Source organism: Alteromonas sp. 14N.309.X.WAT.G.H12 (assembly GCF_036697315.1).
Lineage (GTDB): Bacteria > Pseudomonadota > Gammaproteobacteria > Enterobacterales > Alteromonadaceae > Alteromonas.
Window position 1 is genome coordinate 1 of the sequence record NZ_JBAHZB010000091.1, and the last position, 13,886, is coordinate 13,886.

Sequence of the window (13,886 nt, forward strand, 5' to 3'; positions counted from 1 at the left end):
GAGCACGATGGCTATGTGCGTCACTCACATGGCCATAGTAAAACTGTAGATATTTTAACCATTGCATGTCAAGGGTATTTTGCAGATTATTTAAATTAAAAATGCTGCTATTCAGCGCCAAGGCACTATTATTGTATTATGAGTAGAGACAACGCGATTAGTATTGATAAAGAAAAACAGCGACAGGCCGAGCGTCAAAAGACGCAACCGCCTCCCATGTATAAAGTGTTGTTGAACAATGATGACTACACGCCAATGGATTTTGTGGTAGAAGTACTCATGCGTTTTTTTACAATGGATGCAGAGAAGGCCAATCAAATTATGCTTACTGTTCATTACCAAGGCCGTGCCGTTTGTGGCATATTTACTGCTGAGATAGCAGAAACCAAGGTGATGCAGGTCAACCAGTATGCGCGTAAGCACCAACATCCGCTTATGTGTACTATGGAGCAGGCATAAGTCTATTAACAGAGGGCGAGCGATATGTTGAATAAAGAATTAGAGCAAACGTTGAACGAAGCTTTCGTGTTTGCCAGAGAGCACCGTCACGAATTTATGACGGTGGAACACTTGTTGTTGGCGCTCATGGACAATTCCGCAGCCCGTGACGCTCTGAAGGCTTGTGGAGCCAATATCGATTTAATTAAAAGTGAGTTGATAGAGTTTGTTAAGGATACAACGCCGCTCATTATGGATGACCAGATAAATGAGCGTGAAACTCAGCCCACCTTGGGATTTCAGCGGGTTTTACAGCGGGCGGTGTTTCATGTTCAATCGTCTGGGAAAGACGAAGTTACCGGCGCCAATGTGTTGGTCGCAATATTTTCTGAACAAGAATCCCATGCAGTTTATATCCTTAAAAAAGCAGATGTAACCCGTTTGGATGTGGTGAATTTCATTAGCCACGGCGTCAGTAAAAACGAAGATGAAAGTCCAGCTAGTGGTGAAAACGTGGAAGAAAGTACCGAAGGCGATGAATCGGGTTCTGCGTTAAGTAAATACTCCACCGACTTAAATCGTCAGGCTAAAGAAGGGAAAATTGACCCCCTTATTGGTCGCGATTCAGAAGTCGAGCGGACAATTCAAATCTTGTGCCGCCGACGTAAAAACAATCCGCTGCTAGTGGGTGAAGCCGGCGTTGGGAAAACGGCCATCGCCGAAGGCCTGGCCTATCGCATCGTCAATGAGGATGTGCCTGAGGTTATTGCTAACAGCACCGTTTATTCGTTAGATCTCGGTGGCTTGTTAGCCGGTACTAAATACCGAGGGGACTTCGAGAAACGGTTAAAAGCCATTTTAAAAGAACTCAGTAAAGACGAAGACGCCATTCTCTTTATTGATGAAATCCACACCATCATCGGTGCTGGCGCGGCCTCAGGTGGGGTAATGGATGCCTCTAACTTACTTAAGCCTAAACTGAGTTCCGGTGAACTGCGTTGTATCGGTTCAACGACGTACCAAGAATACCAAGGTATTTTTGAAAAAGATCGTGCACTGGCACGACGATTCCAAAAAGTGGATGTGGTTGAGCCATCTGTCAGTGATACCACGAAAATCCTGCAAGGGTTAAAATCGCGGTATGAAGAACATCACAGTGTGCGGTTTACCCAAAAAGCCCTTCAGGCTGCGGCAGAACTGTCAGCGAAGTACATTAACGAGCGCCACCTACCGGATAAAGCCATTGACGTGATGGATGAAGCGGGCGCCAGTCAGCGTTTGTTACCGGTATCTAAACGAAAGAAAACCATCAATGTGGGTGATATTGAGCAGATTATTGCCAAAATGGCCCGTATCCCTGAAAAATCGGTTTCCGCGTCTGATCGCGAAGCCCTTAAACACTTGAGCCGAGACCTCAAAATGATGGTGTTTGGACAAGATAAAGCGATAGAAACCCTTACCGATGCCATTCATTTGTCTCGTGCCGGACTTGGCACAGAAGAAAAACCCATTGGTAGTTTCTTGTTTGCCGGTCCTACCGGGGTAGGGAAGACCGAAGTGACCCAGCAATTAGCTAAAATTATGGGCGTCGAGCTCGTACGCTTCGATATGTCTGAGTACATGGAGCGTCATGCCGTAAGTCGACTAATCGGCGCACCACCGGGCTATGTGGGCTTCGAACAGGGTGGGTTGCTTACCGATGCGGTAATTAAAAATCCTTATTCTGTGGTGTTGCTTGATGAAATCGAAAAAGCCCACAGTGATATCTACAATATTTTGTTGCAGGTTATGGATCACGGTACCCTTACGGATAACAATGGCCGTAAAGTCGATTTTCGTAATGTGGTATTAGTTATGACCACCAATGCGGGTGTTCAAGAGACGGTACGTAAATCCATTGGCTTTAAGCAACAGGATCATAGCCATGATGCGTTATCGGAAATCAATAAGGTCTTTTCACCGGAATTCCGTAATCGACTGGATGGCATTATTTGGTTTAACCACCTTGATACGGACGTTATTTTACAAGTGGTGGATAAATTCATTATTGAATTGCAGGCCCAGTTGGATACCAAGGGGGTTTCCCTTGAAGTCACCGCCGCTGCCCGTGCTTATCTGGCGGAAAAAGGCTATGACAAATCCATGGGAGCAAGACCCATGTCTCGCTTAATCAAAGAGGAAATCAAAAAAGAACTGGCCAATGAATTGTTGTTTGGTGAGTTGCACAAAGGCGGCAATGTGAAAGTTGATCTCGGTGAGAATAAACTTGAGTTTTCTTTCTTTGGTATTGAAGCACAGGATAAAGAGGCGGAGTCTAACTAAGCCGTTTTATCACCTCTTTGTTGAATACGAAAAAGCCCGAATTTATTCGGGCTTTTATTTTTGAGATTCTAATTTTCTACTGAGTGTTATCTCGCGCGATACACGATACGACCTTTAGACAGATCATAGGGTGTCATCTCTACAGTAACCTTATCTCCTGTAAGAATACGAATATAGTTCTTTCGCATTTTGCCGGATATATGGGCAGTCACTACGTGACCGTTTTCAAGTTCAACGCGGAATTGTGTACTAGGAAGGGTATCAACAACCGTTCCTTCCATTTCGATAGAATCTTCTTTTGCCATGAAAAGCAATTACCTCAGTAAGTCAAATTTTTGCCGCGCAGACATTAACCAATAAATGGGCTTCTGTAAAGTACTGAATGTCAAATTAGCGTGTTTTTTTGCCATTTATTTTCAAAAAAGCGTTCATGGGGCAAAAATTTGGTTTTGTAATTCATTTTTTGGCAATCATCAATCTGATAGCCAAGATATAAGTAATTATAGCCTTTTTCTTTGGCATATTCGATTTGTTGCAGGATCATCCAGGTGCCCATTGAGGCGTGGGCAAGCTCAGGGGCAAAAAATGTGTAAAGTGCAGAGAAGGCATGGCCGCCATCTTGTTGTTCAATATGATCGGTAATGGCTACGGCCACCAGTGCGTCATCTTGATAAGCTTCAATAAAAATAGGGGGCTTCCATGAACATTCAATTAATCCGGTATACTGCGCAACACTGGCTGGATACATGCTGCCATCTTTATGACGCGTATTGATATAGCGTTCATAGAGTGGATAGTACCCGCCGTGTGGTGTGGTGGTAAGGCGGGTTTGCAAGTATTTGTTTTTCGCTAACAGCCGCCGTTGGCTGCGTGATGGCGTAAATTCATTAACCGGAATACGGATAGACTGACACGCCCGGCATTCAGGACAGTGAGGGCGATAAATAAGGTTGCCGCTGCGGCGAAAGCCGGCTTGAATCAGTTGCCCATAACGCAAAGAGAGATCTTGATCTTCTTCCGCATAGACCAATAACTGTTCATCTTTTTCAGGAAGATAACTACAGCTAAAGGATTGGGTAAGCCCAAATTTCATGGTGTGATAATTCCGCTTTTCCAATAATGTCTATACGTGGCTAACAGTTCGCCAGTATCCGCAAGGGTTTTATTATGCTTTTGAAGACGCGTAATAAATGTTTGGCGAGATATTGCTTTCGCGCCTAATGAACTCAGGTGATCGGTAGGTAGCTGGCAATCGATAAAAGCCAGTTCATGGCGTTTCATATGGGTTACCAGAGCGAGCATGGCAAGCTTGGATGTGTTGGGCTCAAGATGAAACATAGATTCGCCACAAAATACCTCTCCCACCGCCACACCATAAAGACCGCCAACCAAGGTGCCATCCACGCGACAAACCTCAACAGAATGGGCGATACCCGCCTCGTGGAGACGACAATAGGCTTGCACCATATCATCGGTAATCCAGGTTTCATTCGTCACTGTCTGTTGCTCTGGGTGACGTCTAGGTATGGATGAACAGGCTTTGATGACGTTTTCAAACTGCCGGTTTAAGGTAACCACATATTGCCCTTTTCGAGCCAGTTTCTTCAAGCTGCGTGAAACGTGAAAGTCATCGAGTTCAATGATGGCACGGGGGTCGGGTGACCACCATAAAATAGGCTCGTCTTCACTAAACCAAGGGAAAATGCCATTGACGTAAGCCTGAAATAACATAGGCACACTTAATGAGCCGCCACAGGCTAGCAGACCATTGGGATCATCTAATGCCTTGGATACATTGGGGAAAGGTGTTGTTTCAGAGATATAGGGTAATGTCGTCATACATAGGGTGGGCAGAAACCTGCCCACATTACCTCATTGTTAACCTTGTTCTGAACGCAAGCCATCAAGGTATTTTTCTGCATCCAATGCGGCCATACAGCCCGTACCCGCAGACGTGATGGCCTGACGGTAAACGTGGTCACTGACGTCTCCGGCGGCAAAAATGCCTTCCACAGACGTTTGCGTGGCATTGCCCTGCAACCCGCTTTGAACCGTGATATATCCGTCTTTCATGTCTAACTGGTCGGCAAAAATATCGGTGTTGGGTTTATGTCCGATGGCGATAAACAAGCCCATCACATCGATGTCTTCTTTCTCATTGCTAACGGTATCTGTCACACGTATGCCGGTGACCCCCATTTCATCCCCAAGGACTTCATCAAGGGTACGGTTTAAATGCAGCACAACGTTGCCGTTTTCCGCTTTTTCACGAAGGCGTTGTTCTAAGATTTTTTCACTTCTGAAGGTATCACGGCGATGTATGACGTGTACTTCAGAGGCAATATTTGACAAATACAGGGCTTCTTCAACCGCTGTATTACCACCACCTACCACCGCGACCTTCTGATTGCGGTAGAAAAAACCGTCGCATGTGGCACAGGCGGATACACCTTTACCTTTGAATGCGTCTTCAGACGGTAAGCCTAAGTATTTTGCAGACGCGCCAGTGGCGATGATTAATGCGTCACAGGTATAGGTCCCTGAATCACCAAAAAGGGTAAATGGACGTTTAGAAAAATCCACGTTATTTACATGGTCAAAAATAATTTCGGTGTTGAATTTTTCTGCGTGCTTTTGCATGCGTACCATCAGATCTGGCCCAGTAAGGCCTTCTGGATCGCCCGGCCAGTTTTCCACTTCGGTTGTGGTGGTCAATTGTCCGCCTTGCTGTATCCCGGTTAAGAGTACAGGCTCTAAATTTGCCCTGGCAGCATAAACTGCAGCGGAATAACCCGCCGGTCCAGAACCAAGGATAAGTAGACGAACATGTCTGCTTTCTGCCATTACTTTCTCCGTTTTGAGTGTCTGGCGTATCTGCCAGGTATGTTTTGTTCTGCCTCTAACATAGGGGCCAATATTGCATATTCAACCTATTGAGCCACTTCCAATTGTCAGTAAAAATTGATTCACAGGTTATTTCCCTTGTGGAGTGCGCTATAATAACCAATATAACGTATTATGAGTAATAGATTGGCAGGGGTAAATGGCACCTGTTGATTTATTTTGTTGTAGGGGTATTTCTCGCATAACAAGGAGAGCTGCTATGTCACAATCGGTGTTGACACTTTTTCGAGACGGGCAGGAATATATGAAAACCTGGCCTGTAAAGCGGGAGCTTTATGCCTTTTTCCCTGAATGCCGCGTTGTTAGTGCGACTAAGTTAGCCATCAAAGCCATGCCGCCGTTAGCCGTATTAGCTTGTACAACCCTGCTAAATACCTTAGGAGATGCCTATCTTCCCCAAATCATCGCCATTGGCCTGTTCTTTTTAAGTTTACCCTTGCAAGGGCTATTGTGGTTGGGGCACCGCTCCAATCAATTACTGCCGCCGCAAATCAAAAGCTGGTATCAAGAAGTGCATAGTAAAATGCGTGCCGAAGGGTGTCAGATTCAATCAATGGGGGCTCGGCCGAAATATAAAGAGTTGGCCATTGCGCTAAAAACCGCCTTTACCGAACTGGATAAAGTTTTTACACAAAAATGGTTTGATTAAGGACTAAGGTAACAAACCTTGTGTCCTTATGGTTTGATTACCAGCGTATTGTTACATCGCCTGCATAAATATTCTGTGCCTTTTATCACTTTATTATGACGTCGTAGGGTAAGAGGCACATCGCCGCATCCACATTGATACATCACCGTATTGACTTGCACATTGGTTAAATCAAAATTGTGAGTGGTTTTTGCCGGTACGTGAAAAACATCAACCATGATGTGCTGCCATTGTGGGCCGTGGGGTTTTACCCGACCAAATAACTGATAGGCTAAAAGGTGGCTGACTTCATGGGGGATCACGTCATCGAAAAAGGCCTGTTTGTTCTCAACAAACAAAATCGGGTGTAAGTTAATTCTGTTTTGATGTAAAAATGCCGTGCCAGCGTTTCTTCCGCTTTTACGGTAGCTGATGGTAGGCCGGGGAAATGCTTTTTTAAAATAAGCTTCTGCGTCACAATAGAGGCGGGTGACACATTGGTCCACCGCCTCTTTATCAATGCCTAGGAGGGAGGCTTTCAGTTTATTCCACTCCGCATGCCAGACAGAGCAAATAAATCCCTTGAGGGTCGTTCAGTTGCGTTGCCGACTGGGCTTCTGACATCACTTGCTTAACCATTTTGATCAGATGATTGTTGCTGTCATCAAATTGCACTTTCGCACCCCAAACTAACGCCTGACCAAAGAACTTTTGCCAGAATTCTTCTTGGGGCGATAAGGGTTGTTCAACATAATAGGTGTCATAATCGGTGAGATTAGCCAGTTGCGCGGCCGCGGCCACAGCATCATCCAGATCACCGAGTTCATCAACCAAACCGATTTCTTTGGCTTTGGTTCCTATCCAAACTCGTCCTTGACCAATTTTATCTACCTGCTCAGGGGTCATGTTACGGCCCTCTGCAACAAGGGAGATAAAGTGTTGATACGTATTTTCCACATTGTGTTGTATGATTTCCCCATATCGCGGGTCAAGTTTGCGCATGGGAGACATTCCAGCAATTTCAGTGGATGCAACGCCATCGGTGTTGATGCCAAGATAGCCGAGGGTATCTTCAAAAGTGAAAAACATACCAAATACGCCAATGGAGCCGGTGATGGTGCTTTCCGACGCATAGATTTTATCCGCAGCGGCAGAAATGAGGTATCCCCCGGAGGCCGCATAGGTGCTCATTGAAACAACAACAGGCTTACCGGCTTTTTTCAATTCGAGTATTTCCTGGCGAATGATTTCTGATGCAAACGCACTGCCTCCCGGCGAGTCAACTTGCATCACTACAGCTTTTACCGTGTCATCCAATCTGGCGTCTCGTAGTAAGCGAGCTGTACTGTCTCCACCAATAGTGCCTGACTTTTGCTCGCCGTTTAAAATTTCGCCTTTTGCAACAACAATCGCCACCTTGTCTTTCGTTGAGGGGAGATGAGGAAGGGGAGGATTGACCACATGCAAATAGGTTTGATACGGCGTAACGTTGTATCCTTTTCCGCTTTCGTCCGGTCCCACTAGTGCGGTAATTTCCTGACGCACTTCTTCCCGGGTTTTTAATGCATCAACCCAACCGTTATTTAACGCATAGGTGGCAAAATTAGCATCCGCTTGGTCAAGCTTTTCAAGCAAGGCATCAAGGGTTTCATCAAAATTAGCCGGATCGATACCTCTGGCTTTGGCTACATCGTTTTTATACGACGCCCAGTAAGCGTCAAGCCAAGCACGGTTAGCGGTTTTTGCCTCTTCGGACATGTCATTACGTAAAAAGGGCTCCACCGCCGATTTGTACGTGCCCACTCGGAATATATGGGTGCTGACTTTTAATTTTTCCAAAGCATCTTTGAAATACATACCAAATCGACCATAGCCTTCGAAAAGTATGCCGCCCATGGGATTAAGGTAGATATGATCGGCATGTGCCGCGAGGTAATATTGATTTTGGCTGAAATAATCGCCTATGGCATAAATGGGTTTAACGGTTTTGAAGTCGTCAAGGGCATTGCCGATGGTGCGCATTTTATCAAGTCCGCCCCCCTTTAAGCCAGAGAGATCCAGTATCATGGCCTTGATACGACTATCGGCTTTCGCATTTTCGATAACTTTGACCACATCCCGCACTAACAACTCTGGGTTGTCAGGTTTTTCGTCAAACGCATCCTGCATAAACTCAGCAAAAGGGTCAACATGTTCTTTTTCAATAACCAGGTTGCCATCTAACTGTAAAAGCAGAGCACTGTCATTCTTAACTAAAACGGGTGATTCACTACTGGCTATTGCAACAATAATGGCAATGAGAATAGTGAGAAAAATAAGATTAAAAAATAACTTTCTAGAAAAGTTTAGAACCGTCCATAGACCTACAAACAAAGATTTTGTCCAGCTTCCATTTGCCGCCATAACATTAATACCTCTAACAACGTTTCATAACATGTTAACCAAACCAATGGAGAACGCGAAGTAAAATTGTAATGAAATGTAATTGCTCAGCGTTGGATAACTGGTTTTAGCATGAGAATTGAAAAAGTTTATAATAAACGCTGTATTACATCATCTGTACCATCGTCGGGCTTAATGGGTTTATGCGCAAGCTTACTCTCGGTATAACGCCTTTCAAATACGGTGATTCACGTTCGTTTTGCCTGTGGCGTTGCGTACTATTTTCCTAGTACTATCACGGCAATATACCAATTTTGTACACGCTATTTGGTCTTTAGGCTGGCTTTAATCGTCTCAAGTCATTTTCTCACATGGGTGTAGTAATTTTTTATTGTCCTACGTAGGATATTGTCATATTGCTAGGAAAGGAGAGCTATTTTGGACGCACTCGAGTTACTACTGAATCGCCGGTCTCATCCGAGGCTAACAGCACCTGCCCCAGCGGGTGAGGTGCTCAATAACATACTACAGGCGGCGTTGCGGGCGCCGGATCACGCCAGTTTAACGCCATGGCGTTTTATTATTTGTCAGGGCAGTGGATTAAGTAAGCTTGGCGCCCTATTTGAACAATCTGCTATCGCGAATGATAAATCAGAAAAAGAAATTGAACGCGCACCTCAGTTACCGTTACGTGCACCTATGGTTATCATTGCCATTACCCAGTACAAAGCCCATGAAAAAGTCCCACGGGAAGAACAATTAGCGTCTACCGCATGTGCCGTAATGGCAATGCAAATGGCAGCTCAGGCCCAAGGATTTAATGGTATTTGGCGAACCGGGGCTTTTGCCCATTGTGATTTGGTGCGTAACGCGCTTGAGTTGGCCCAGGAGGATGAGATTAGCGGCTTTTTGTATTTAGGTACGCCCATGTTTGAAACCCCTGAAAAAGCGCCGTTAAATAGCGAGGATTACTTTTCTTATTGGCAGTAGCTTAATAGTAGTTGGCGCTTTAAGCGTGCGTAAAGCGCCAACGTTGTTAGCAATAAAGTTAGTCGACCTGAACAATCTTCATGGCGTTAGTGGCACCGATTTTTTCCATTTCATCACCGTAGGTCATAATCACGCTGTCACCTTCTGATACCAAACCAATGGCTTTAAGGGCAGCCATGGTGTCATGTTTTAATTGACCCGGTTCGCTGTTACGGGAATCAAAAAAGACCGGTTTAACACCACGATACAAGGCCATGATGTTTAATGTCGCGTGATGGCGTGACATGGCAATTATGGGGAGGGAAGTGGTAATACGGGACATCAGTTTTGGCGTGTTGCCGCTTTCTGTTAATGCCACGATGGCTTTGATACTGGGTAAATGATTGGCAGCATAAACGGCAGACAGAGCGGTGGTTTCACTCACAGTGGAAAATACATCATCCATTCTGTGCTTGGACAATTTAATACTGGGGTGGGTTTCTGCTCCTTCACACACTCTGGCCATGGCTTGAACGGTTTCAACTGGGAAACTACCGGCAGCGGTTTCCGCTGATAACATAACCGCATCAGTACCATCTAAAACCGCATTGGCCACGTCCATCACTTCTGCACGCGTGGGCATGGGGCTGTTTATCATCGATTCCATCATTTGTGTTGCGGTAATGACCACTTTATTCAATTGACGAGAGCGTGAAATCAGTTTCTTTTGTTTACCCACAAGTTCGGCATCGCCAATTTCCACGCCCAGATCACCCCGTGCCACCATAACCGCATCTGAAGCACTGATGATGTCGTCTATGGCTTCATCGGTGGCCACCGCTTCTGCTCGTTCGACTTTGGCGCAAATTAGCGCTCGGCAGCCGGCTTCCCGTGCCAGTTTACGCGCATAGTTTAAATCGGCACCACAGCGGGGAAAGGAAACCGCAAGATAATCCACATCGATTTTTGCGGCGGTCTTGATATCTTCTTTGTCTTTTTCTGTGAGGGCTTCGGCGGATAATCCACCACCTTGGCGATTGATGCCTTTATTGTTGGATAATTTTCCGCCCACGGTTACTTCTGTGTGAACTTTTCTACCAATAACTTCAGTGACTTTTAACTGAATGCGGCCATCATCTAATAACAGAATATCGCCGGAAGAAACATCGTCAGGTAAGGCTTTATAATCGATGCCTACGGCGTGTTCGTCGCCGTCGTTTTTATCAAGTTCAGCATCCAGAATAAAAGGTGCACCCACATCGAGATGAACGGCGCCGTCTTTAAACCGTGCTACGCGGATTTTGGGCCCTTGTAAGTCACCTAAAATGGCGACGTATTTGTTTAGGTTTTTTGCTGCTTGACGAACTTTTGCCGCTCGTTCAATATGATCTTGTGCCTGACCGTGTGAGAAATTCATACGTACAACATTGGCGCCAGCAGCGAGTACTGCTTCGATGGTTTCTAAAGTATCGGTAGCAGGACCGAGGGTGGCAAGTATCTTTGTTCTTCTAGTCATAATAGTGAGTCACTTAGTTTTCGTCGTTTTGGATTAACATGATCTTCGACAATATTGTCGAAAAAACGTTCTAATCGCGTTGCTGTAACATGCTTACGTAATTTTATTACAGAATAGTAGTGCAATTTGACAAAAATGTGAATCCAAAGCGTATTGTTTGTTTCTGGCCTTACCAGTTGGTTAGGGAAATTGGACACAAAAAAGCCGCTTGTTATTAAGCGGCATCAAAAAGAGGGGCGTCGATGAAGGGGTTAATCCCGTTTTTCGTAGCGGGAACCTCGTAATGTATCTTTAACCCGTTTTAGATTTTCTCTGAACTTGTTGCCTCTTCGCAACGTAAAACCGGTAGCCAGTACATCAATCAGTGTCAATTGGGCAATACGAGAGGCCATGGGCATATACATATCGGTGTCTTCGGGCACTTCTAACGACAGAACATGGGTGGCTTCTCTGGCTAACGGACTGTCAGCGGAGGTGATCCCCACCACAGTGGCATCGTTGCTCTTGGCAATTTGTGCGATCTCTACAAGACTTTTAGTACGGCCAGTGTGGGAGATGAGTACCACCACGTCACCGGCTGAACAATTCATGCAACTCATACGTTGCATTAAGATGTCTTCAAAATAGACCACAGGGACATTAAAGCGGAAGAATTTATTTAATGCATCATGGGCCACTGATGCAGAAGCCCCAAGACCAAAGAATGAAATTTTCTGCGCTTGGGTAAGCAGGTCAACCACACGGTTAACGGTGGCAACGTCAATGGATTGCTTGGCCACCTCGAGTGAGGCCATTGTGGATTCAAAAATCTTGTTGGTATATTCGCCTGGGCCGTCGCTTTCATCAACATGGCGGTTCACATATGGTGTACCATTGGCAAGGCTTTGAGCCAAGTGTAATTTGAAATCTGGATAGCCCTTGGTATCGAGTCGACGGCAAAAACGGTTGACGGTAGGTTCACTGACATCCGACATTTTTGCCAACGTTGCTATACTCGAATGAATCGCCGTTTGCGGATTTGCAAGTATAACCTCTGCGACTTTTCGTTCCGATTTGCTGAACACAGCTTTGTTTTGAGTTATTTTTTCAAGAATATTCATACAGATAACAAAAGTAGGGTAAAATAAATGTCAATAATGTCCCCTATACTACCTGTTGTGTACTGGGTGACAAGAAAAATGTAATTTTTTGACAATTAAAGCAATTAAATGGTGGGTATTCAGGTAAAAAATACCCTTCTCGTGGCGCATAGATTGCAAAAGTTGTAATTTTACTACATATGGTGTTAACTATGTGCCTCAAAATCGGGAACAGTGTACAGGTGTTGCCTGTCTGAATTGCTGTTCTTTCAAATTATCATTAAGAAAGGTCGACGAATATGGTAATGGATAATTCCTTTGAACCCTGTGATTTTGTGCTTTTTGGCACCCTCGGGGATCTTTCACGACGGAAACTGTTGCCGTCCTTATATCAGCTTGAAAAAGCTGAACTCATTCATCCTGAAACCACCATTATCGGTGTTGCTCGTCAGGACATGACAATTGAGGACTATAAAAAAGAAGTCCGTAAAAATATCGAAAAATTTGGCGAAAAAGCCGTCTGTGAAGAAACATGGGCACGCTTGGAGGCCCGATTAAACTACGCCTGCATAGACATGAAAGCCTTAGAAAGCTATAGCGTGCTTGACGGCCTTGTGGATTCCACGCGTACAATGGTGTGTTATTTGGCCACGCCGCCTTCTATCTATGGCGACATCTGCCGTGGACTTCATAGCAGCAATATCATTGACAGCTCAGTGCGGGTAGTACTTGAAAAACCCATTGGGCACGATTTAAATTCTTCAAAAACCATTAATGATCAGGTTTCAGAGTATTTCGACGAATCACAGATTTACCGTATCGATCACTACTTGGGTAAAGAAACCGTACTTAACCTCATTTCACTTCGCTTCGCTAACTCTATTTTTGCCACCAATTGGGATCATAATTCCATCGATCATGTTCAGATCAGCGTAGCAGAATCGGTGGGGATTGAAGGGCGCTGGGGTTACTTTGATGATGCCGGTCAAATGCGCGACATGGTACAGAACCACTTGTTACAGATTTTAAGTCTGGTTGCCATGGAACCGCCCGCTACATTAGATGCCGACAGTATTCGAGATGAAAAGCTCAAAGTTCTAAAAGCGTTACGTCGTATTGATGTAACAAACATTAACGAGTCCACAGTGCGCGGTCAATATACCGCTGGGTTCGTAAAAGGGCAGGAAGTCCCAGGGTATCTGGAAGAAGAAGACGCCAATACCAAAAGTCGTACCGAAACTTTTGTTGCGATTAAAGCCGATATCGACAACTGGCGTTGGGCGGGTGTACCTTTTTATCTTCGTACCGGTAAACGTCTACCTACTAAGGTTTCGGAAGTTGTTATCTACTTCAAACGTCAGCCCCACAACCTGTTTAGCGACAGTTTCCAGAATTTGCCACCTAATAAATTGGTTATTCGTTTACAGCCAGATGAAGGTGTTGAAATTACCGTGATGAACAAGGTGCCAGGACTAACCAGTTCGGGCTCCATGGATCTACAAAAATCCAAACTGGATTTGAGTTTCTCGGATGCCTTTGGTGATGAGCGCATTCCTGATGCCTATGAAAAGCTGTTACTGGAAGTCATGTTAGGTAACCAAGCCCTGTTTGTGCGCCGTGATGAAATTGAACAGGCATGGACCTGGGT

The 13,886-nt window shown here is 45.1% G+C and carries 13 protein-coding genes; 5 read left to right on the forward strand and 8 right to left on the reverse strand.

Annotated elements, in window-relative coordinates; translation table 11 throughout:
* The first annotated feature begins 138 nt into the window (after positions 1–138).
* Positions 139–459 carry an ATP-dependent Clp protease adapter ClpS gene (clpS, locus tag V5298_RS16440; protein WP_332932521.1) on the forward strand — a complete coding sequence of 107 codons (321 nt, stop codon included), beginning with the start codon at positions 139–141 and terminating at the stop codon, positions 457–459.
* A 24-nt stretch (positions 460–483) separates the two neighbouring features.
* Positions 484–2,760, forward strand: a complete 2,277-nt coding sequence (gene clpA, locus V5298_RS16445; protein ID WP_332932522.1) for an ATP-dependent Clp protease ATP-binding subunit ClpA — start codon at positions 484–486, stop codon at positions 2,758–2,760.
* 86 nt (positions 2,761–2,846) lie between these two features.
* Here clpA and infA read toward each other — a convergent pair whose 3' ends face one another.
* The 4 genes from infA to trxB form a co-directional block, all read right to left on the reverse strand.
* A complete protein-coding gene (infA, locus tag V5298_RS16450; RefSeq protein WP_216028034.1) occupies positions 2,847–3,065 on the reverse strand; it encodes a translation initiation factor IF-1 in 219 nt (72 codons plus the stop codon).
* An 80-nt stretch (positions 3,066–3,145) separates the two neighbouring features.
* Positions 3,146–3,853 (reverse strand): arginyltransferase, encoded by a 708-nt coding sequence (locus V5298_RS16455; protein WP_332932523.1) that lies wholly within the window; start codon positions 3,851–3,853, stop codon positions 3,146–3,148.
* On the reverse strand, positions 3,850–4,599 hold the full coding sequence (gene aat / locus V5298_RS16460) for a leucyl/phenylalanyl-tRNA--protein transferase (protein ID WP_332932532.1): 750 nt from the start codon (positions 4,597–4,599) through the stop codon (positions 3,850–3,852). Before aat ends, V5298_RS16455 begins: the two co-directional genes overlap by 4 nt.
* Positions 4,600–4,638: 39 nt before the next feature.
* Positions 4,639–5,604, reverse strand: a complete 966-nt coding sequence (gene trxB, locus V5298_RS16465) for a thioredoxin-disulfide reductase (RefSeq protein WP_332932524.1) — start codon at positions 5,602–5,604, stop codon at positions 4,639–4,641.
* 259 nt (positions 5,605–5,863) lie between these two features.
* On the opposite strand from trxB, the gene yfbV reads away from it, so the two are divergent.
* Positions 5,864–6,313 carry a terminus macrodomain insulation protein YfbV gene (gene yfbV, locus V5298_RS16470; protein WP_332932525.1) on the forward strand — a complete coding sequence of 150 codons (450 nt, stop codon included), beginning with the start codon at positions 5,864–5,866 and terminating at the stop codon, positions 6,311–6,313.
* A gap of 26 nt (positions 6,314–6,339) precedes the next feature.
* On the opposite strand, the gene V5298_RS16475 is transcribed toward yfbV, so the two are convergent.
* A complete protein-coding gene (locus tag V5298_RS16475; protein WP_332932526.1) occupies positions 6,340–6,798 on the reverse strand; it encodes a SprT family zinc-dependent metalloprotease in 459 nt (152 codons plus the stop codon).
* A gap of 37 nt (positions 6,799–6,835) precedes the next feature.
* Positions 6,836–8,695: a signal peptide peptidase SppA gene (gene sppA, locus V5298_RS16480; protein WP_332932527.1), complete on the reverse strand. Its 1,860-nt coding sequence runs from the start codon at positions 8,693–8,695 to the stop codon at positions 6,836–6,838.
* A gap of 417 nt (positions 8,696–9,112) precedes the next feature.
* Here sppA and V5298_RS16485 point away from each other — a divergent pair, with 417 nt between their 5' ends.
* Complete coding sequence (locus V5298_RS16485) at positions 9,113–9,664, forward strand: NAD(P)H nitroreductase (protein WP_332932528.1); 552 nt, start codon at positions 9,113–9,115, stop codon at positions 9,662–9,664.
* 58 nt (positions 9,665–9,722) lie between these two features.
* On the opposite strand, the gene pyk is transcribed toward V5298_RS16485, so the two are convergent.
* Together pyk and V5298_RS16495 are read right to left on the reverse strand one after the other, a co-directional pair.
* A complete protein-coding gene (pyk, locus tag V5298_RS16490) occupies positions 9,723–11,159 on the reverse strand; it encodes a pyruvate kinase (RefSeq protein WP_332932529.1) in 1,437 nt (478 codons plus the stop codon).
* Between the two features lie 251 nt (positions 11,160–11,410).
* Complete coding sequence (locus tag V5298_RS16495) at positions 11,411–12,259, reverse strand: MurR/RpiR family transcriptional regulator (protein ID WP_332932530.1); 849 nt, start codon at positions 12,257–12,259, stop codon at positions 11,411–11,413.
* Between the two features lie 278 nt (positions 12,260–12,537).
* Between V5298_RS16495 and zwf the strand changes: the two genes are divergently transcribed.
* Positions 12,538–13,886: glucose-6-phosphate dehydrogenase (gene zwf / locus V5298_RS16500; protein WP_332932531.1), on the forward strand; the 1,349-nt coding region annotated here is incomplete at its 3' end.

Excerpts from the sequence above, each read along its gene's own strand:
- clpS (WP_332932521.1), top strand. The coding sequence starts at position 139 with ATGAGTAGAGACAACGCGATTAGTATTGATAAAGAAAAACAGCGACAG.
- clpA (WP_332932522.1), top strand. The coding sequence starts at position 484 with ATGTTGAATAAAGAATTAGAGCAAACGTTGAACGAAGCTTTCGTGTTT.
- infA (WP_216028034.1), bottom strand. The coding sequence starts at position 3,065 with ATGGCAAAAGAAGATTCTATCGAAATGGAAGGAACGGTTGTTGATACC.
- V5298_RS16455 (WP_332932523.1), bottom strand. The coding sequence starts at position 3,853 with ATGAAATTTGGGCTTACCCAATCCTTTAGCTGTAGTTATCTTCCTGAA.
- aat (WP_332932532.1), bottom strand. The coding sequence starts at position 4,599 with ATGACGACATTACCCTATATCTCTGAAACAACACCTTTCCCCAATGTA.
- trxB (WP_332932524.1), bottom strand. The coding sequence starts at position 5,604 with ATGGCAGAAAGCAGACATGTTCGTCTACTTATCCTTGGTTCTGGACCG.
- yfbV (WP_332932525.1), top strand. The coding sequence starts at position 5,864 with ATGTCACAATCGGTGTTGACACTTTTTCGAGACGGGCAGGAATATATG.
- sppA (WP_332932527.1), bottom strand. The coding sequence starts at position 8,695 with ATGGCGGCAAATGGAAGCTGGACAAAATCTTTGTTTGTAGGTCTATGG.
- pyk (WP_332932529.1), bottom strand. The coding sequence starts at position 11,159 with ATGACTAGAAGAACAAAGATACTTGCCACCCTCGGTCCTGCTACCGAT.
- V5298_RS16495 (WP_332932530.1), bottom strand. The coding sequence starts at position 12,259 with ATGAATATTCTTGAAAAAATAACTCAAAACAAAGCTGTGTTCAGCAAA.